This is a genomic window from Streptomyces sp. NPDC000348 (genome assembly GCF_042898795.1).
Lineage (GTDB): Bacteria > Actinomycetota > Actinomycetes > Streptomycetales > Streptomycetaceae > Streptomyces.
Genome location: NZ_JBIAZD010000010.1, coordinates 84,300 through 103,806, shown reverse-complemented (window position 1 = coordinate 103,806; position 19,507 = coordinate 84,300). Strand labels below are relative to the sequence as shown.

The window sequence follows — 19,507 nt, the reverse complement described above, 5'->3', positions numbered from 1 at the left end:
GAGTTGGCCGCTAGTCTCCGACGGAGAGTGAACGGGCGAGTGTGTGGCTCGTGGCTCCCCTGGTGTGGGGCGACTAGGTTCCTCACCGGTCCGTATCCGACAGTTCGACATCCGAGGTGACGTAGGCGTGGCTCTTCCGCCCCTTACCCCTGAACAGCGCGCAGCCGCGCTCGAAAAGGCCGCCGCGGCTCGCCGGGAGCGGGCCGAGGTCAAGAATCGACTCAAGCACTCCGGCGCCTCCCTTCACGAGGTCATCAAGCAGGGCCAGGAGAACGACGTCATCGGAAAGATGAAGGTCTCCGCCCTGCTCGAGTCCCTGCCGGGCGTGGGCAAGGTCCGCGCCAAGCAGATCATGGAGCGACTGGGCATCTCCGAGAGCCGCCGCGTACGCGGTCTCGGTTCCAACCAGATCGCCTCCCTGGAGCGCGAGTTCGGCAGCACCGGTTCCTGAACACGGGCCAGTCCGGGACCGGCGTCCCGGACGTCCCGTGATTGCTGGAATAATCGCTGCATGACTGAACGTCCGCGGCTGACCGTGCTCTCCGGCCCCTCCGGGGTCGGCAAGAGCACGGTCGTCGCCCATATGCGCAAGGAACACCCCGAGGTCTGGCTCTCGGTGTCGGCGACGACCCGCACGCCCCGCCCCGGGGAGCAGCACGGAGTCCACTACTTCTTCGTCACCGACGAGGAGATGGACAAGCTGATCGCCAACGGCGAGCTGCTGGAGTGGGCCGAGTTCGCCGGCAATCGCTACGGCACCCCCCGCGCGGCGGTGCTGGAGCACCTGGAGGCGGGCGTGCCCGTACTGCTGGAGATCGACCTCCAGGGCGCGCGGCAGGTGCGCGAGTCCATGGCCGAGGCCCAGCTGGTGTTCCTGGCTCCTCCCTCCTGGGAGGAGCTCGTGCGCAGGCTCACGGGCCGGGGCACCGAGTCGGCCGAGGTCATCGAGCGCCGGCTGGAGGCCGCGAAGACCGAACTGGCGGCCGAGCCGGAGTTCGACACCACCCTGGTCAACACCTCCGTCGAGGACGTCGCCCGCGAGCTGCTAGCCTTGATGAACGTCGTGTGATCGTGAGCAATCGTTCACCGGTCACGCCGACTGAATCTTTCCCATCCATCGGAAGGTAGAGCGTGTCCTCTTCCATCTCCGCGCCCGAGGGCATCATCAACCCGCCGATCGACGAGCTCCTCGAGGCCACGGACTCGAAGTACAGCCTCGTGATCTACGCGGCCAAGCGGGCCCGTCAGATCAACGCGTACTACTCGCAGCTCGGCGAGGGCCTGCTCGAGTACGTCGGTCCCCTCGTCGACACCCACGTCCACGAGAAGCCGCTCTCGATCGCCCTGCGCGAGATCAACGCGGGACTGCTGACCTCCGAGGCCGTCGAAGGCCCCGGTCAGTAATCCGGTCGGTACGTCGTACCAGCTGTTTGCAGCTGACTTCTCCACAGGCCCGGCAGCACGTCTGCCGGGCCTGTGGTGTCTCATGGGGGTGGTCGCACATTTCCGAGGTCCGGGGAGAGACGGTGGACAAGCCGAAGGTCGTTCTGGGGGTCAGCGGCGGCATCGCCGCGTACAAGGCCTGTGAGCTGCTCAGACGGCTGACGGAGTCGGGACACGACGTCCGGGTCGTCCCCACCGCCTCCGCGCTGCACTTCGTCGGCGCCGCCACGTGGTCCGCGCTCTCCGGCAACCCGGTCTCCACCGAGGTCTGGGACGACGTCCACGAGGTGCCGCACGTCCGCATCGGGCAGCACGCCGACCTGGTGGTCGTCGCCCCCGCCACCGCGGACACGCTGGCCAAGGCGGCCCACGGCCTGGCCGGCGACCTGCTCACCAACACCCTGCTCACCGCCCGCTGCCCGGTGGTCTTCGCCCCCGCCATGCACACCGAGATGTGGGAGCACCCGGCCACCCAGGAGAACGTGGCCACCCTGCGCCGCCGCGGCGCCGTCGTGATCGAACCGGCCGTCGGCCGCCTCACCGGCGCCGACACCGGCAAGGGCCGGCTGCCCGACCCGGGGGAGATCTTCGAGGTCTGCCGCCGGGTGCTGGCCCGCGGCGTCACCGGGCCCGACCTCGAGGGCCGGCACGTCGTCGTCAGCGCCGGAGGCACCCGCGAGCCCCTCGACCCCGTCCGCTTCCTCGGCAACCGCTCCTCCGGAAAGCAGGGCTACGCCCTCGCCCGCGCCGCCGCCGCCCGCGGCGCCCGCGTCACGCTGATCGCGGCCAACACCGCCCTGCCCGACCCGGCGGGCGTGGACCTCGTCCGGGTCGGGACCGCCGTGGAGCTGCGCGAGGCCGTCCTCGGCGCCGCCGCCGACGCGGACGCCGTGGTCATGGCCGCGGCCGTCGCCGACTTCCGGCCGGCCGTCTACGCCACCGGCAAGATCAAGAAGAAGGACGGCCAGGAACCCGAGCCCGTCGCCCTGGTGCGGAATCCGGACATCCTCGCCGAGATCTCCGGCGACCGGGTGCGCGCCGGACAGGTGATCGTCGGCTTCGCCGCCGAGACCGACGACGTGCTCGCCAACGGCCGCGCCAAGCTGAAGCGCAAGGGCTGTGACCTGCTGGTGGTGAACGAGGTGGGGGAGCACAAGACCTTCGGTTCCGAGGAGAACGAGGCCGTGGTGCTGGGCGCCGACGGCAGCGAGACCCCCGTCGCGCACGGTCCGAAGGAAGCCCTGGCCGAAACCGTGTGGGACCTGGTGGCCGAACGCCTCGGATGAGTGATCCGTCCGTCGTCCGGTTTCTCGAAACAGGCCCGTTCGGGGCGTGGCGCCTCTGGCCAACCTCGCCCCGCATGGGCAGAATGCCCGTGCCGCAGGTCACAGCGCTCTCGCGAGACGAGACAGGGGGTCCCGCGGTGAAGCGCGACCGATAAACTGTTCCACGGACGGCGTCGGGTGCAGCCCCCGCCGTCCGCCAATGATCAGCCAGCAGCCGCTGCAACCCCAGGGAGCGTTGTGTCCCGTCGTCTGTTCACCTCGGAGTCCGTGACCGAGGGTCACCCCGACAAGATCGCTGACCAGATCAGCGACACCATCCTCGACGCGCTCCTCCGTGAGGACCCGACCTCCCGGGTCGCCGTCGAGACCCTGATCACCACCGGCCTGGTGCACGTGGCCGGCGAGGTCACCACCAAGACGTACGCGGACATCGCGACGCTGGTGCGCAACAAGATCCTGGAGATCGGGTACGACTCCTCGAAGAAGGGCTTCGACGGCGCCTCCTGCGGCGTCTCGGTGTCGATCGGCGCGCAGTCCCCGGACATCGCGCAGGGCGTCGACGCCGCCTACGAGGCCCGCGTCGAGGGTGACGACGACGAGCTCGACCGGCAGGGCGCCGGCGACCAGGGCCTGATGTTCGGCTACGCGACGGACGAGACGCCGACGCTGATGCCGCTGCCGGTCTTCCTCGCGCACCGCCTGTCCAAGCGCCTGTCCGACGTGCGCAAGAACGGCACCATCCCCTACCTGCGCCCGGACGGCAAGACCCAGGTCACCATCGAGTACGACGGCGACAAGGCGGTCCGTCTGGACACCGTGGTCGTCTCCTCCCAGCACGCCTCCGACATCGACCTGGAGTCGCTGCTCGCCCCCGACATCCGCGAGTTCGTCGTGGAGCCGGAGCTGAAGGCGCTCCTGGACGAGGGCATCAAGCTCGACACCGAGAAGTACCGGCTGCTGGTGAACCCGACCGGCCGCTTCGAGATCGGCGGCCCGATGGGCGACGCCGGCCTCACCGGCCGCAAGATCATCATCGACACCTACGGCGGCATGGCCCGCCACGGCGGCGGCGCCTTCTCCGGCAAGGACCCGTCCAAGGTGGACCGCTCGGCGGCGTACGCGATGCGCTGGGTCGCCAAGAACGTGGTGGCGGCCGGCCTCGCCGCCCGCTGCGAGGTCCAGGTCGCGTACGCCATCGGCAAGGCGGAGCCGGTCGGCCTGTTCGTCGAGACCTTCGGCACCGCCAAGGTGGAGACCGAGAGGATCGAACAGGCCATCGACGAGGTCTTCGACCTCCGCCCGGCCGCGATCATCCGCGACCTCGACCTGCTGCGCCCGATCTACGCCCAGACCGCCGCCTACGGCCACTTCGGCCGGGAGCTGCCCGACTTCACCTGGGAGCGCACCGACCGCGTGGACGCCCTGCGCAAGGCGGCGGGGCTGTAAGCCCCACCCCGCGTCTCCCCGAGGCCCGGCGGCCCCTTCCGAGGGGCTGCCGGGCCCCGGCGCGTACAGGATGCCGTACGCGCCCGTGCACGCCGCACGAGCGAGTCCCACGCCCGCAGTGGCGGCGGCGCCACCGCCCGGTGCGAAGGGCACGGACAGGTCCGGGTGCCCCCGGCGGGTTCGCATCCCGCCGCCGGCCCTGGACCGGCGTGGCCGAGCGGCCCGGGACGGAAGCGCCTTCGGGCGTCCGTCCCCACCCGGGGCCGATCCCGGGCCCGGCGCCGCTGTCAGTCGTGTTTGGTAAGAATGCAGGCGTGAGCAGCGAGAACGGACGGCCGGAGGACGGCGCGCAGGGCGCGCCGCCCGAGCAGCTCGCGCTCATCCGGGAGAGCGTGCGCACGACCAGGGCGCCCCGGGCCAAACCGCGCACCTGGCGCGGCGCCGCGCTCGCCGGGGAGCTGCCCGTCGCCCGGGTCCTCGTCGACAAGGGCGTGCTCCATCTCGACCGCTACTTCGACTACGCCGTGCCCGAGGAGCTGGACGCCGACGCGCAGCCGGGGGTGCGGGTGCGGGTGCGGTTCGGAGCCGGACGGCACCGGGTGCGGGAGGGACGGCGCGAGGGCGGCGGGCTGATCGACGGGTTCCTCGTCGAGCGCCTCGCCGAGTCCGACTACTCGGGGCCCCTCGCGGCGCTGGCGCAGGTGGTCTCGCCCGAGCCGGTGCTCGACGAGGAGCTGCTGGGCCTCGCCCGCGCGGTCGCCGACCGGTACGCGGGCAGCCTCGCCGACGTCCTCCAGCTCGCCGTGCCGCCGCGCAGCGCCCGCGCGGAGCGACGGCCCTCGCCCGACCCGCTGCCGCCGCCCCCGGCACCCGCGCCCGGCTCCTGGGAGCGGTACGAGCAGGGGCCCGCGTTCCTGGATTCACTGGCCTCGGGAGGCGCCCCACGGGCCGTGTGGAACGCGCTGCCGGGGCCGGGGTGGAGCGAGGAACTGGCCCGGGCCGTCGCCGCGACCCTGGCCTCCGGGCGCGGCGCGCTGGTCGTCCTGCCCGACGGAAGGGCCGTGGCCCGCGTCGACGCGGCGCTCACCGGACTGCTGGGGGAGGGACGGCACGCGGTCCTCACCGCCGACGCCGGGCCGGAGAAGCGGTACGCGCGGTGGCTCGCCGTGCGGCGGGGCTCCGTACGGGCCGTCGTCGGGACGCGGGCGGCGATGTTCGCGCCGGTGCGGGACCTCGGGCTGGTCGCCGTCTGGGACGACGGCGACGACAGCCACAGCGAGCCGCACGCCCCGCAGCCGCACGCCCGTGAGGTGCTGCTGCTGCGGGCGGCGCAGGACGGGTGCGGCTTCCTGCTGGGCGGCCGGCACTGCACGGTGGAGGCCGCCCAGCTGGTGGAGACCGGCTGGGCCCGGCCGCTGGTCGCCGGCAGGGAGCGGGTGCGGGCCGCCGCGCCGCTGGTGCGGACGGTGGGGGACGGGGACCTCGCGCGTGACGAGGCCGCCCGCGCGGCGCGGCTGCCGAGCCTCGCCTGGCAGGCGGCCAGGGAGGGGCTGCGGCACGGGCCGGTGCTCGTGCAGGTGCCCCGCCGAGGTTATGTGCCGCGGATGGCGTGCGCCGGCTGCCGGGCCCCCGCCCGGTGCCGGCACTGTTCCGGGCCGCTGCAGGCGCAGGGGGCCGACGACCTGCGGTGCGAGTGGTGCGGGCGCGAGGAGAGCGGCTGGCACTGCCCCGAGTGCGGCGGGTTCCGGTTGCGGGCCCGGGTGGTCGGGGCGCGGCGCACCGCCGAGGAGCTGGGCCGGGCCTTCCCCGCGGTCCCGGTGCGGACCTCGGGGCGCGAGCACGTCCTGGACACGGTGCCGGGGACGCCCGCGCTGGTGGTGAGCACACCCGGCGCGGAGCCGGTGGCCGAGGGCGGATACGCGGCGGCGCTGCTGCTGGACGGGTGGGCCATGCTGAGCCGGCCCGACCTGCGGGCCGGGGAGGACGCGCTGCGCCGCTGGATCGGCGCGGCGGCGCTGGTCCGGCCGCAGTCGGCGGGCGGCACGGTGGTCGTGGTCGCCGAGCCGACCCTGCGGCCCGTGCAGGCGCTGGTCCGGTGGGACCCGGTCGGGCACGCCGTGCGGGAACTGGCCGAGCGGGCCGAACTGGGGTTCCCGCCGGTCTCCCGGATGGCGGCGGTGTCGGGGCCCGGCGAGGCGGTGGCCGAGTTCCTCCACGCGGTGGAGCTGCCCGCGCGGGCGGAGGTCCTGGGCCCGGTGCCGCTGCCGGTCACCCCGGCGGGCCGCCCGCGCCGGCCGGGCGCACCGCCCCCCGGCGAGCACTGGGACCGGGCACTGGTCCGGGTGCCTCCCGGCAACGGCGCCGCACTGACCGCCGCGCTGAAGTCCGCCCAGGCGGCACGCATGGCCCGGGGCGGGAACACCCCCGTGTGGGTCCGCGTCGACCCCCCGGACATCGGCTGAACCCACCCGGACGGACCGCGCCCTCCCGGGGCGGTCCGTCCGGGAGGGCGCGGTGCGGCGCGGCGAGCGGGGCTCAGCCGTTGCGGGGGGAGGGTAAGGCCGTCGGGCGTGGGTCGTCGCGGAGGGACGGACTGCCGGCCGTGGGCTGGGTCGGCATGGAGTGGGACGCGGGGACCGCCGGCGCCGTGGTGACGCCGGCGACCGCGTTCACCGTGCGCGTGCCCGGTGCCTCCGCGGCGGCCTCGGCGGCCGCCGCCTGGGCGGCGGCACGGCGGGCGCCGTAACGGCGGTGGACCGCCTGCTTGGTGACCCCGAGCGCCGAGCCCACGGCGTCCCACGAGAAGCCCAGGGAGCGGTCGAAGTCCACGGCCGCCGTGACCAGGGTCTCGACACTGTCCCGCAGCTCCTGGGCGAGCCGGACCGTGGGGGCGGGGGCGCGTCCGTAGACGACGAAGCCCGTGGAGGGGCCGGAGCGGCGCGGGCGGTAGACGTTGCCCAGCTGGGCGGTGAGCGTGCGCAACGCGTCCACCTGCCGGCGGACCCGCTCGATGTCCCGCACCAGCAAGTGCAGGCTGGCCCGAGCCTGGGCGTCGTGGGTTGCGTGGTCGGCCATGAACAAGCCTCTCGAACCGGCGTGAAGGGGATCGAGCCCGTGTCGGGGCCCGTGGTCAACTCTTTGCTGACCAACGCGGGAGCGCTCCACGGGTCACGGGGTGGGGGCGTGGCGGCATATGCGTACGCCCCTGTGGGAGGTGTGCGCCTCGGCCTCCGGCCGGGCGGGTTCCGCCTGCCCGCGCACCACCCGTCTCCGGTGGGCGTCCTCCGCGGGGCCGCTCCGCCGTCGGCGGCTTTCCCTCCGTGCGCCCCTGTGACGCGCGCCCCATAGACTGGTGCGCCGCCCGTGTCCGTCCTCGCCCGAGAGGCCCCAAGCACTCCATGAAGCTCGTCTTCGCCGGTACCCCCGAGGTCGCCGTTCCCGCACTGGACGCTCTTCTCGCCTCCGGGCGGCACGAGGTGGCCGCCGTCGTCACGCGGCCCGACGCGCCCGCCGGGCGGGGGCGCAGGCTCGTCGCCTCCCCCGTCGCCGAGCGGGCGGAGGAGGCCGGGATCGAGGTGCTGAAGCCGGTCAGGCCCGGGGACCCCGAGTTCCTGGAGCGGCTCGGGGAGATCGCGCCGGACTGCTGCCCCGTCGTCGCCTACGGCGCCCTCCTCCCCAGGGCCGCCCTCGACATCCCCGCCCGGGGCTGGGTCAACCTGCACTTCTCGCTGCTGCCCGCCTGGCGCGGCGCCGCCCCCGTGCAGCACGCCATCATGGCCGGCGACGAGATCACCGGCGCCGCCACCTTCCTCATCGAGGAGGGCCTCGACTCCGGGCCCGTCTACGGCACCGTCACCGAGGAGATCCGCCCCACCGACACCAGCGGCGACCTGCTGACCCGGCTCGCCTTCGCCGGCGCCGGGCTGCTCGCCGCCACCATGGACGGCATCGAGGACGGCACCGTGAAGGCCGTGCCGCAGCCCGCCGACGGCATCAGCCTCGCCCCCAAAGTCACCGTCGAGGACGCCCGCGTCGACTGGGGCACCCCGGCTCTGCGCGTCGACCGCGTGGTGCGCGGCTGCACCCCCGCGCCCGGCGCCTGGACCACCTTCCGGGGCGAGCGACTCAAGATCGTGCAGGCCGTCCCCGTACCGGACCTGACCGACCTCGCGCCCGGGCAGCTGTCCGCCGGCAAGAACAACGTGTACGTGGGCACCGGTTCGTACGCCGTGGAGCTGCTGTGGGTGCAGGCCCAGGGCAAGAAGCCGATGCGGGCGGCGGACTGGGCGCGCGGGGTGCGCATCGCCGCCGGGGAGACCGTCGGCGCCTGACGCCCCGGGACCCGCACGACGTAGGCTGGACCGCGCACCTCACCCCCCATCCGGAGCACCTTTTTCGTGAACGACCAGCCACGTCGGCCCCGCAGGCCCGCCAAACCCTACCGCCGGCCCAAGAAGGACCCCGTCCGCATCCTCGCCTTCGAGGCCCTGCGGGCCGTGGACGAGCGGGACGCGTACGCCAACCTCGTCCTGCCCCCGCTGCTGCGCAAGGCGCGCGAGAACGAGGGACCCGAGAAGTTCGACGCGCGCGACGCGGCGCTGGCCACCGAGCTGGTGTACGGCACGCTGCGCCGCCAGGGGACGTACGACGCGGTCGTCGCCGCCTGCGTCGACCGGCCGCTGCGCGAGGTGGACCCGCCGGTGCTGGACGTGCTGAACCTCGGCGCGCACCAGCTGCTCGGCACACGCATCCCGACGCACGCCGCCGTGTCCGCCACGGTCGAACTGGCCCGGGTGGTGCTCGGCGACGGGCGCGCCAAGTTCGTCAACGCCGTGCTGCGCAAGATCGCGCAGGACGACCTCGACGGCTGGCTGGAGCGGGTCGCGCCGCCCTACGACGAGGACCCCGAGGACCACCTCGCCGTCGTGCACTCGCACCCGCGCTGGGTCGTCTCCGCGCTGTGGGACTCCCTCGGCGGCGGACGCGCCGGCATCGAGGAGCTGCTGCGGGCCGACAACGAGCGGCCCGAGGTGACCCTGGTCGCCCGTCCCGGGCGGGCGACGACCGCCGAACTGCTCGACGAGGAGGCCGCCGTCGCCGGCCGCTGGTCGCCGTACGCGGTGCGGCTCACCGAGGGCGGGGAGCCGGGCGCCGTCACGGCGGTCGCGGAGGGCCGGGCCGGGGTGCAGGACGAGGGCAGCCAGCTGGTGGCGCTGGCGCTCGCCCACGCGCCCGTCGAGGGACCCGACCGGATGTGGCTGGACGGGTGCGCCGGACCGGGCGGGAAGGCCGCGCTGCTCGGCGCGCTCGCCGCCGAGCGGGGCGCCGTGCTGCTGGCCTCCGAGAAGCAGCCGCACCGGGCCGGGCTGGTGGCGAAGGCGCTCGCCGGGAACCCGGGGCCGTACCAGGTCGTCGCCGCCGACGGGACGCGCCCGCCGTGGCGCCCCGGAAGCTTCGACCGGGTGCTGGTCGACGTGCCCTGCACCGGGCTGGGCGCCCTGCGCCGCCGCCCCGAGGCGCGCTGGCGGCGCCGCCCGGAGGACCTGGACGGTTTCGCCCCGCTCCAGCGCGGGCTGCTGCGCACCGCCCTGGAGTCCGTACGGGTCGGCGGTGTCGTCGGCTACGCCACCTGCTCCCCGCACCTCGCGGAGACCCGGGCCGTGGTCGCCGACCTCCTCAAGCAGTTCCCGGACGCCGAACCGATCGACGCCCGGCCGCTGCTGCCCGGCGTACCGGATCTGGGCGACGGCCCCGACGTGCAGCTGTGGCCGCACCTGCACGGCACCGACGCGATGTACCTGGCCCTCATCCGCCGGACCGGCTGACGCTCCCCTCGGGCTCCCTCACCTCGCCGCCGTCCTCGCGGGCCAGCCGGTGCGGCCACCAGACCTTGGCGCCGATGTCCAGGAAGAGGGACGTCACCAGCACCGACCGGACCACGAACGTGTCCAGCAGGATGCCCAGGGCCACCGCGAAGCCGATCTCGGCGAAGGCGACGCTGGGCAGCGTGCCCAGCGCGGCGAAGGTTCCGGCCAGCACCAGGCCGGCCGAGGTGATGACCGCGCCGGTGGTGGCGAGGCCGGTGACGACGCCGGGCCGGGTGCCCCGGCGGACCGCCTCCTCGCGGATCCGTGTGGTGAGGAAGATGTTGTAGTCGATGCCCAGGGCCACCAGGAAGACGAAGACGAACAGCGGGAAGTCGGTGGTCTCGCCCGCGTAGTCGAAGAGATGCCGGAAGGCGAGCGCGCTGAGGCCGAGCGCCGCCGCGAAGGACAGGATCACCGTCGCGATCAGCAGCAGCGGCGCGACCAGAGCCCGGAGCAGGGCGCACAGGATCAGCGTCACGACCAGCAGCACCAGCGGGATGATCAGCAGGTTGTCGTGTCTGGTCGCCCGGTCCATGTCGAGCAGGGCCGCCGACCCGCCGCCGACCATGGCGTCGGCGTCCGGCACCGCGTGCACGGCGTCGCGCACCCGCTCCACGGTCTGCTTCGCGGCCTCGCTGTCCGCCGGGTCGGTGAGGGTCGCCTCGAACAGGACCCGGCCGTCGGCCTCCGGCGCGGATCCCGGTGGCAGACGCAGTGAGGCGGGGACGACGCCCTCGGTCCCGGCGACCGTGCGGCCCACCTCCTCGGCCCGCGCGCGGTCGCTGACGACGACGAGCGGATCGCCGCTGCCCGCCGGGAAGTAGCGCGCGGACAGCTCCTGGCCCACGATCGAGTCCGGCTTGTCGGTGAAGGCCTCCGCGTTGCTGATGCCTTCGGCGCGCATCTGCGCCAGCCCCAGGGAGCAGACCGCCAGCACCGCGGCGGTGACGCCCCAGACCGTCCGCGGCGCGCGGGCGATCCGCCGCCCCGTGCGCGCCCAGACGCCGCGTTCGGTGGGATCGGACGCGCCGAAGCGCGGGATCACCGGCCAGAAGATCCACCGGCCGAAGACCACCAGCAGGGCCGGGAACAGCGTCAGCATGGCCAGCAGACCGACCGCGACGCCGATCGCCGCCACCGGGCCGAGGCCGCTGGTGGAGTTCATCTCGGCGGCCAGCAGCACCAGCATGCTCAGGACGACCGTCGCACCGGAGGCGACCACGGCCGGTCCCGCGCGGTGCAGCGCCAGCGCCATCGCCTCGTGCCGGTCCTCGTGCCGGCGCAGCTCCTCCCGGTAGCGGGCGACCAGCAGCAGGGCGTAGTCCGTGCCCGCGCCGAAGACCAGCACGGTCAGGATGCCCGCGCTCTGGCCGTTGACGGTCAGGCCGCCGTACTCGGCCAGGAAGTAGATCAGCGCCTGGGCGGTGAACAGGGCCGCGATCACGCTGAGCACCGGCACCAGGATCAGGGTCGGGCTGCGGTAGGTGATGAGCAGCATCACGATGACCACGCCCATGGCGGCGAACAGCAGCGTGGAGTCGATGCCCTCGAACACCTCGGCGAAGTCCGCGGAGGTGCCGCCCGGGCCCGTGATGTGCACGGACAGTCCGCCGCCGCCCGTGCCGACCTCGTCCCGGATGTCGCCGACCGCCGGTGAGATGCGCTCCCAGCCCTTCTCGTCCATCGTGACCGGGACGAACACCTGGGCCGCCCGCGGATCGGGTTCGCGGTCGAACACCGGGCCCTGGGTCTCCGCGCCCCGGATGCCGTGGTCGTCCAGTTGCTTCAGCCGCCGGACGTCCTCGGCGATCTGCGCCCGGTCCCCGGCGGTCAGGCCGCCGTCGCGGGCGTAGATCACGACCGCCGGGATCTGCTCGGGCCGGAAGTCCCTGGAGATCTCCAGGACCCGGGTCGACTCGGCGGAGCCCGGAAGCCAGGACGCGGCGTCATTGTCCTGGGCGCCGGTGAGCTTCTGCGCGAACGGCGCCATCAGGAAGAGGATCACCAGCCACAGCGCCAGGACCAGCCACTTGGACCGCCGTCCGCACACCAGCCGCGCGACACCTCGGCCGGCCGTCATGGCCGCCTCCGCGGCAACGCCGGCCGGCGGCGCGGGGCGGCAGCGCGCGCGGCTCCCCCGGGTGGGCGCGGCCGGCCGCGGCCCACGCACCACCGGCTGCGCGCGGGACCCGCGCACGCACCCCCCGGAGGGCATGGCAGTCTTGGTGCATGGCCCCGCAGATCGCCCCCAGTATCCTGTCCGCCGACTTCGCCCGCCTCGCGGACGAGGCGAAAGCGGTGGAAGGAGCCGACTGGCTCCACGTCGACGTCATGGACAACCATTTCGTTCCGAACCTCACGCTCGGCGTGCCGGTCGTGGAGTCGCTCGCCCGTGCGACGGACACTCCGCTGGACTGCCATCTGATGATCGAGGCCCCCGACCGATGGGCGCCCCAGTACGTGGAGGCGGGGGCCGGTTCGGTCACCTTCCACGTCGAAGCGGCCACCGCGCCCGTGCGGCTCGCCCGGGAGATCCGCGCCAAGGGCGCCCGTGCCTCCATGGCGCTGAGGCCGGCGACCCCCGTCGAGCCGTACGAAGACCTGCTCCCCGAACTCGACATGCTGCTGATCATGACGGTCGAGCCGGGATTCGGGGGCCAGGCCTTCCTCGACATCATGCTTCCGAAGATTCGCCGCACCCGCGAGTTGATCAGCAAGCACGGCCTCGAGCTCTGGCTCCAGGTCGACGGCGGGGTCTCGGCGTCCACCATCGAGCGGTGCGCCGACGCCGGCGCCGATGTCTTCGTCGCGGGTTCCGCCGTGTACGGGGCGGCGGATCCGGCCGAGGCGGTACGTGCACTGCGCAACCGGGCGCAGGCCGCGACGGCCGGGGCGTCCTGGGCATGCGACCACTGAGCATCAGGAACGTGAACGGCGCCCGGCAGGGCTGATCGACCGCGCCGGATCTGCAAGGATGAACGGCGAATCCAGAGTGTGAACAGCAGTGAGGAGATCGCCGTGTCGGGTATGTCGGCGGGCCGGTCAGCCATGCGGATGGGACCCGCTGAGCTGGTGCAGGCGGCGGCCATGGCCCGCCGCTTCTACCTCGAGGGGAAATCCAAGATCCAGATCGCCGAGGAGTTCGGCGTCAGCCGCTTCAAGGTGGCCCGGGTCCTGGAGACCGCCCTCGAACGGGATCTCGTACGGATCGAGATCCGTGTGCCGGCCGAGCTGGACGCCGAGCGCTCCGACGCGCTCCGCGCCCGCTACGGCCTGAGGCACGCCGTCGTGGTCGAGTCCCCGGCCGAGGCCGAGGAGACACCCGACCCCGAGAACCTGGGAGAGGTGGCCGCCGACCTGCTCGGCGAGCTGGTCAACGAAGGGGACGTGCTGGGCCTGGCCTGGGGCCGGTCCACCATCCACATGGCGGCGGCCCTGGACCGGCTGCCGCCCTGCACGGTCGTGCAGCTGACGGGCGTGTACGACGCCGGGACCGCCGAGCGCGGCTCGGTGGAGGCCGTGCGGCGCGCCGCGCAGGTGTCGGGCGGCGACGCCCACCCCATCTACGCGCCGATGCTGCTGCCGGACGCGGCCACCGCGGAGGCGTTGCGCCACCAGACCGGCATCGCGCGGGCCTTCGAGTACTTCGACAAGGTCACCGTCGCCTGCGTCTCCATCGGTTCCTGGGAGCCGGGCATCTCCACGGTGCACGACATGCTCAGCGACGAGGAGCGGGCGCACTACGCCTCCCTCGGTGTCGCCGCGGAGATGTCCGCGCACCTCTTCGACGCGGAGGGGCGCCGGGTCGGCCGGGACCTGGGGGAGCGGTGCATCACGGTCAAGACCGACCAGCTGCGCCGGGTCCCCGAGGTCGTCGCGATCGCGGGCGGCCAGCGCAAGGGACCCGCGATCGACGCCGTACTGCGCTCCGGTCTCGTCACCAGCCTGGTGACGGACACGTCGGCCGCGGACTACCTGATGACGGCGGGGGCCACCCCGAGGTCCGCCCTCAACCGCGCGGACCCGGACGGCCCCTGACGGCGGGTGGGGGGGAGGGCCCGGCGGCACCGGCCGCACCGTCCGGTCCGGCGCCGCCGTGGCACGGGGATCGCCGATCGTCGTGCGCGGCCGGCGGGCGCACGCGGCGGCGCGCCCCGCGGAGCGGGCGACCGCCCGGGACGTGTCCGCCGAGGCGGCCGGCCGGACGCCGTCGCCCACCGTGGTCCCGGCTCTTGGAGGATCGTCCAGACAAGGCTTTGACCAGCCTGGATGATCCTCCCGGGGCAGGCATTCCGGTCGACATGGGACAATGAAGTACGTGCTCTTCCCCCTGGCTGACCTGTCCGGGGGCCACCTCTGATCGACTGGGATGTGCAGCACGTGCGTTTCCTCAACGACATCCAGCCCGCGTACGACCTGACGTACGACGACGTCTTCATGGTGCCGAGCCGCTCCGCGGTCGGCTCGCGTCAGGGCGTGGACCTCAGCTCCCCGGACGGCACGGGCACCACCATCCCGCTCGTCGTCGCCAACATGACCGCCATCGCCGGCCGCCGCATGGCCGAGACCGTGGCCCGTCGCGGGGGACTCGTCGTCATCCCGCAGGACATCCCGATCGAGGTCGTCACCGAGGTCGTCTCCTGGGTGAAGGGCCGCCACCACGTCCTGGACACCCCGATCGTGCTGGCCCCGCACCAGACCGTCGCCGACGCGCTCGCCCTGCTGCCCAAGCGCGCGCACAACGCGGGCGTCGTCGTCGACGACGGACACCGGCCGGTCGGCGTGGTCACCGACACCGACCTGTCCGGAGTGGACCGCTTCACCCAGCTCGAGGAGGTCATGTCCAAGGACCTGATCCTCATCGACGCGGACACGGACCCGCGCGAGGCCTTCAACACCCTCGACGCAGCCAACCGCCGCTACGCGCCCGCCGTGGACCGGGACGGCCGTCTGGCGGGCATCCTGACCCGCAAGGGCGCCCTGCGCGCCACCCTGTACACCCCGGCCACCGACGCGCAGGGCAGGCTCCGCATAGCCGCCGCCGTCGGCATCAACGGCGACGTGGCGGGCAAGGCCCAGCAGTTGCTGGACGCCGGCGTCGACGCGCTCGTCATCGACACCGCGCACGGGCACCAGGAGTCGATGATCGGCGCGCTGAAGCTGGTCCGCGACCTCGGCCCGCGGGTGCCGGTCGTTGCCGGCAACGTCGTCGCCGCCGCGGGCGTCCGCGACCTGATCGAGGCCGGCGCCGACATCGTCAAGGTCGGCGTGGGCCCCGGCGCCATGTGCACCACCCGCATGATGACCGGCGTCGGCCGGCCGCAGTTCTCCGCCGTCCTGGAGTGCGCCGCCGAGGCGAGGAAGTACGGCAAGCACGTGTGGGCCGACGGCGGTGTCCGGCACCCGCGCGACGTGGCGATGGCGCTCGCCGCCGGCGCGTCCAACGTGATGATCGGCTCCTGGTTCGCCGGGACCCACGAGTCCCCGGGCGACCTCCAGCACGACGCGAACGGCCGCCCCTACAAGGAGTCCTTCGGCATGGCCTCCGCGCGTGCCGTGCGCAACCGCACCTCGGAGGAGTCGGCGTACGACCGCGCCCGCAAGGCGCTGTTCGAGGAGGGCATCTCCACCTCCCGCATGTTCCTCGACCCGGCCCGCCCCGGCGTCGAGGACCTGATCGACTCGATCATCGCGGGCGTCCGCTCCTCCTGCACCTACGCCGGGGCCGGATCGCTCGAGGAGTTCGCCGAGAAGGCCGTCGTCGGCGTCCAGAGCGCCGCCGGCTACGCCGAGGGCAAGCCGCTGCACGCCAGCTGGAACTGACGGCCACTCGTCTCCCCGCCCGGCCCCCGCCGACCCGTCCCGGGACCGGCGGGGGCCGGTGCGCAACGGTCGAAAGCCCCCGCGCAACGAACACCCGGGTCCCCGCCGGCAACGCAATGATCTTGCGGGTACGCGCAAGGTTGCTGCATTTCAGGAGCAACGAAGAACCTCGTAGGGTTACGCGCTGTACGTGGTGCGGCGAGGACCCCGCTCGACGGGGTCCCGGCTGTCGCGGGGCCCCGTCGGTCCCTGCCGCGGAGGACCGGCAGCGACGAAGGAGTCAGCGCGTGCTCGACCAAGGCGCACCCCCGCACAACGGCAGTCCCGCCGCCCCGCCGTCCCCGGGCGTCGCTGCGCGTCTCATGCGCCGCAAGCCCGTGGAACGCCTGGTCGCAGAGGGTGGCCAAGGTGAGGGCGGCTCGCTGCGGCGGTCCCTCGGACTGTGGCAGCTGACCATGATCAGTATCGGTGCCACCCTCGGCACCGGCATCTTCGTCGTCCTCGGCGAAGCCGTCCCCAAGGCCGGTCCGGCCGTCACGCTGTCCTTCGTCATAGCCGGGCTGACGGCCCTCTTCTCCGCCCTCTCCTATGCCGAGCTGGCGGGCGCCATCCCGGTCTCCGGCTCCTCCTACTCGTATGCGTACGCAACGATGGGCGAGCTGATCGCCTGGGTCTGCGGCTGGTGCCTGATGCTGGAGTACGGCGTCTCGGTCGCCGCCGTCGCCGTCGGCTGGGGCGAGTACCTGAACGAACTGCTCGACGGCACCATCGGCGTCACCATCCCGGCGGCGCTGTCCGCCCCGCCCGGCGACGGCGGCGTCTTCAACCTGCCCGCGCTGATCGTCGTCCTGCTCGCCATGGCCTTCCTGATGGGCGGCGCCCGCGAGTCCGCCCGCGTCAACACGATCATGGTCGTCGTGAAGATCGGTGCCCTGGTGCTGTTCTGCGCCATCGGCGTCCAGGGCTTCCGCTCCGGCAACTACGAGAACTTCATGCCGCTCGGCATGGCAGGCGTCAGCGCGGCCGGGGCGACGCTCTTCTTCTCCTACATCGGCTTCGACGCCGCCTCCACCGCCGGCGAGGAGGCCAGGAACGCCCAGCGCGACCTGCCCCGCGCGATCCTGCTGTCGCTCGTCGTCATCACCGCGCTGTACGTCCTGGTCGCCGCCGTCGCCGTGGGCGCCAAGCCCTGGCGGGACTTCACCGACTCCGAGGCCGCGCTCGCCCAGATCATGCGCGAGGTCACCGGCCAGGGCTTCTGGAGCACCCTGCTGGCGTTCTGCGCCGTCATCGCCATCGCGAGCGTCGTCCTGACCGTGCTCTACGGCCAGACCCGCATCCTGTTCGCCATGGCCCGGGACGGCCTGGTGCCCAAGGCGTTCGCCAGGGTCAGCCCGAGGACCGGCACGCCCCGCACCAACACCGTGATCGTCTCCCTGTTCTGCGGTGTGCTGGCCGCCGCCGTCCCGCTCGGCCGGCTCGCCGACGCCACCAGCATCGGCACCCTGTTCGCCTTCGCGCTGGTCAACGTGGCCGTCGTGGTGCTGCGCCGGACCCGCCCCGGCATGCCCCGCACCTTCCGGGTGCCGCTGTCCCCGCTCCTGCCCGCCCTCGGCTTCGCGTTCTGCCTGTGGATGATGGGCAGCCTGTCCACGGTCACCTGGGTGGTCTTCGGTGTCTGGATGGCCGTCGGGCTCGTGTTCTACTTCCTGTACGGCTACCGCCGCTCCCGGCTCGCCGCCCCCGCCACACCGGAAGCGAAGTGAACGACCCGCAGTGCTGAACGATCTCGACGAACGCATCGTGCACGCCCTCGCCGAGGACGCCCGCCGCTCCTACGCGGACATCGGCCAGCTCGTCGGCCTGTCCGCGCCCGCCGTGAAACGGCGGGTGGACCGGCTGCGCGCGACCGGGGCCATCACCGGGTTCACCGTACGGGTGGACCCGGCCGCCCTCGGCTGGGAGACGGAGGGGTTCGTCGAGATCTACTGCCGCAGCAACACCTCCCCGGAGACCATCCAGCGGGGCCTGGAGCGTTACCAGGAGGTCGTGGCCGCCTCCACCGTCACCGGTGACGCGGACGCGGTCGCCCAGGTCTTCGCCTCCGACATGCGCCACTTCGAGCGGGTCCTGGAACGCATCGCGGGCGAGCCCTTCGTCGAGCGGACGAAGTCCGTGCTGGTGCTCTCCCCGCTGCTGCGGCGGTTCTCGTCGGGATCGCCCGCCCGAGACGCCGCAGGCCCGTAGTATCGGTGTCATGACCTGGCGACATTGATCCACCGTCCGCGCCTCCCGAGGGCCGCCCCGGACGCCGTACGTCCTCCACGTCCGGTGTCCGAACCGCCCCCACGGGAAGGCCTCATGACTCCCACACCCACGCGTGCCCGCGACGTCCGCGTGCGACGGCTGACGACCACGCTGTACGCCTACGCGTTCCTCGAAGACTTCGTCCTGCTCTACCCGGTGTACGCGCTGCTGTTCAGCGACACCGGTCTGTCCGTCGGGCAGATCTCCTCCCTGTTCGCCCTGTGGTCGGTGACCGGCGTGCTGCTGGAGGTCCCCTCCGGGGCCTGGGCCGACGCCGTCTCCCGCCGGCTGCTGCTGTGGCTCGGCCCGCTGCTCACCGCCGCCGGCTTCGCCCTGTGGGTGCTCGTCCCGTCGTACGGTGCCTTCGCCCTCGGCTTCGTGCTGTGGGGTGCCGGCGGAGCGCTCGGCTCCGGTGCGCTCGAGGCCCTGGTCCACGACGAACTGGAACGGCTCGACGCGGCCGGCCGCTACGCCCGGACCATGGGCCGTGCCCGCGCGGCCGGACTGGTCGCGGTGATGGCGGCGATGGGACTGGCCGGTCCGGTGTTCGCCCGGGGCGGCCACACCGCCGTCGGGGCCGCCAGCGTGGCGGTGTGCCTGCTGGCGGCGGCCACGGCACTGCGGTTCCCCGAGCACCGCTCCCCGAAGGACGGATCCGGGAGCTGGGCGGCGACCCTGCGCGCCGGGCTCGCCGAGGCCCGCGCCGACCGGTCGGTGCGCGGGGCGCTGCTGCTCGTTCCGGCGGTGAGTGCCGTCTGGGGAGCCCTCGACGAGTACACGCCGCTGCTGGTGCGGGGGACCGGTGTCGCGGACGGGACGGTTCCCTACCTGCTCCTGCTGATCTGGGCCGGTGCCACCGCGGGAAGCCTGCTGGCCGGTGAGGGGGAGCGGCTCGGCACGGGCGGGCTCGCCGTGCTGCTGGCCGGCGCCGGTCTCGCCCTGGCCGTCGGCGCGGCCGACGGCACGCCCTGGGGGCTGGGTCTCGTCGCCCTCGCCTTCGGTGGCTTCCAGGCGGCGACCGTGCTGGCCGACGCCCGTCTCCAGCGACGCATCGAGGACACCGGCCGGGCCACCCTCACCTCGGTGGCGGGGCTGGGCACGGAGCTGGCGACGGTCGCGGTCTACGGCGGTTACGCGCTGATCGCCTCGGGCGGGGCGCACGGCACCGCTTTCGCGGTGTTCTCGGTGCCTTACCTGGCGGCGGCGGTACTGCTGATCGTCGGGGCCGGGGCCGGGGCCGGGGCCGGGGCCGGGGTCGGGGCCAGGGCCAGGGCCAGGGCTGCCAGGGCGCGCTCGTGAACGGTGCGGCCTTGGCGGGGTCGCCGTAGCGCCCAC

At 73.6% G+C, this 19,507-nt stretch carries 16 protein-coding genes; 14 read left to right on the top strand and 2 right to left on the bottom strand.

The window, feature by feature from the left end:
• Positions 1–127 precede the first annotated feature (127 nt).
• The 6 genes from ACFY3N_RS20860 to ACFY3N_RS20835 all read left to right on the top strand — a co-directional run bounded on the left by ACFY3N_RS20860 (position 128) and on the right by ACFY3N_RS20835 (position 6,637).
• On the top strand, positions 128–451 hold the full coding sequence (locus ACFY3N_RS20860; protein WP_003977346.1) for an integration host factor: 324 nt from the start codon (positions 128–130) through the stop codon (positions 449–451).
• Between the two features lie 60 nt (positions 452–511).
• Positions 512–1,069: a guanylate kinase gene (gmk, locus tag ACFY3N_RS20855; protein WP_390818178.1), complete on the top strand. Its 558-nt coding sequence runs from the start codon at positions 512–514 to the stop codon at positions 1,067–1,069.
• A gap of 62 nt (positions 1,070–1,131) precedes the next feature.
• Positions 1,132–1,404: a DNA-directed RNA polymerase subunit omega gene (gene rpoZ / locus ACFY3N_RS20850; RefSeq protein ID WP_004933985.1), complete on the top strand. Its 273-nt coding sequence runs from the start codon at positions 1,132–1,134 to the stop codon at positions 1,402–1,404.
• Between the two features lie 122 nt (positions 1,405–1,526).
• Positions 1,527–2,729 (top strand): bifunctional phosphopantothenoylcysteine decarboxylase/phosphopantothenate--cysteine ligase CoaBC, encoded by a 1,203-nt coding sequence (coaBC, locus tag ACFY3N_RS20845; RefSeq protein ID WP_390818177.1) that lies wholly within the window; start codon positions 1,527–1,529, stop codon positions 2,727–2,729.
• Positions 2,730–2,966: 237 nt separating this feature from the next.
• Positions 2,967–4,175: a methionine adenosyltransferase gene (gene metK / locus ACFY3N_RS20840; protein WP_390818176.1), complete on the top strand. Its 1,209-nt coding sequence runs from the start codon at positions 2,967–2,969 to the stop codon at positions 4,173–4,175.
• A 314-nt stretch (positions 4,176–4,489) separates the two neighbouring features.
• The gene (locus ACFY3N_RS20835; RefSeq protein ID WP_390818175.1) at positions 4,490–6,637 is read left to right on the top strand and encodes a primosomal protein N'; all 2,148 of its coding nucleotides are present in this window, start codon (positions 4,490–4,492) and stop codon (positions 6,635–6,637) included.
• Between the two features lie 73 nt (positions 6,638–6,710).
• Here the strand turns inward: ACFY3N_RS20835 and ACFY3N_RS20830 are convergent, their stop codons facing one another.
• Positions 6,711–7,250 (bottom strand): hypothetical protein, encoded by a 540-nt coding sequence (locus ACFY3N_RS20830; protein ID WP_390818174.1) that lies wholly within the window; start codon positions 7,248–7,250, stop codon positions 6,711–6,713.
• Positions 7,251–7,573: 323 nt separating this feature from the next.
• Here ACFY3N_RS20830 and fmt point away from each other — a divergent pair, with 323 nt between their 5' ends.
• Together fmt and ACFY3N_RS20820 are read left to right on the top strand one after the other, a co-directional pair.
• The gene (gene fmt, locus ACFY3N_RS20825; RefSeq protein WP_390818173.1) at positions 7,574–8,506 is read left to right on the top strand and encodes a methionyl-tRNA formyltransferase; all 933 of its coding nucleotides are present in this window, start codon (positions 7,574–7,576) and stop codon (positions 8,504–8,506) included.
• A gap of 66 nt (positions 8,507–8,572) precedes the next feature.
• Positions 8,573–10,000 carry an RsmB/NOP family class I SAM-dependent RNA methyltransferase gene (locus ACFY3N_RS20820; protein ID WP_390818172.1) on the top strand — a complete coding sequence of 476 codons (1,428 nt, stop codon included), beginning with the start codon at positions 8,573–8,575 and terminating at the stop codon, positions 9,998–10,000.
• Here the strand turns inward: ACFY3N_RS20820 and ACFY3N_RS20815 are convergent.
• Positions 9,981–12,122, bottom strand: a complete 2,142-nt coding sequence (locus ACFY3N_RS20815; RefSeq protein ID WP_390818171.1) for an MMPL family transporter — start codon at positions 12,120–12,122, stop codon at positions 9,981–9,983. The genes ACFY3N_RS20820 and ACFY3N_RS20815 overlap by 20 nt on opposite strands.
• A 149-nt stretch (positions 12,123–12,271) precedes the next feature.
• Here ACFY3N_RS20815 and rpe point away from each other — a divergent pair, with 149 nt between their 5' ends.
• From rpe to ACFY3N_RS20785, 6 genes are all read left to right on the top strand, one after another.
• The gene (gene rpe / locus ACFY3N_RS20810) at positions 12,272–12,958 is read left to right on the top strand and encodes a ribulose-phosphate 3-epimerase (RefSeq protein ID WP_390818170.1); all 687 of its coding nucleotides are present in this window, start codon (positions 12,272–12,274) and stop codon (positions 12,956–12,958) included.
• Between the two features lie 78 nt (positions 12,959–13,036).
• Positions 13,037–14,080: a sugar-binding transcriptional regulator gene (locus ACFY3N_RS20805; protein WP_390818169.1), complete on the top strand. Its 1,044-nt coding sequence runs from the start codon at positions 13,037–13,039 to the stop codon at positions 14,078–14,080.
• 342 nt (positions 14,081–14,422) lie between these two features.
• A complete protein-coding gene (locus ACFY3N_RS20800; RefSeq protein ID WP_390818328.1) occupies positions 14,423–15,865 on the top strand; it encodes a GuaB1 family IMP dehydrogenase-related protein in 1,443 nt (480 codons plus the stop codon).
• A gap of 287 nt (positions 15,866–16,152) precedes the next feature.
• The gene (locus ACFY3N_RS20795) at positions 16,153–17,631 is read left to right on the top strand and encodes an amino acid permease (protein ID WP_390818168.1); all 1,479 of its coding nucleotides are present in this window, start codon (positions 16,153–16,155) and stop codon (positions 17,629–17,631) included.
• A gap of 10 nt (positions 17,632–17,641) precedes the next feature.
• Positions 17,642–18,112, top strand: coding sequence for an Lrp/AsnC family transcriptional regulator (locus tag ACFY3N_RS20790; RefSeq protein ID WP_390818167.1), 471 nt, complete (start codon positions 17,642–17,644; stop codon positions 18,110–18,112).
• Between the two features lie 114 nt (positions 18,113–18,226).
• On the top strand, positions 18,227–19,471 hold the full coding sequence (locus ACFY3N_RS20785) for an MFS transporter (RefSeq protein WP_390818166.1): 1,245 nt from the start codon (positions 18,227–18,229) through the stop codon (positions 19,469–19,471).
• Positions 19,472–19,507: the final 36 nt, after the last annotated feature.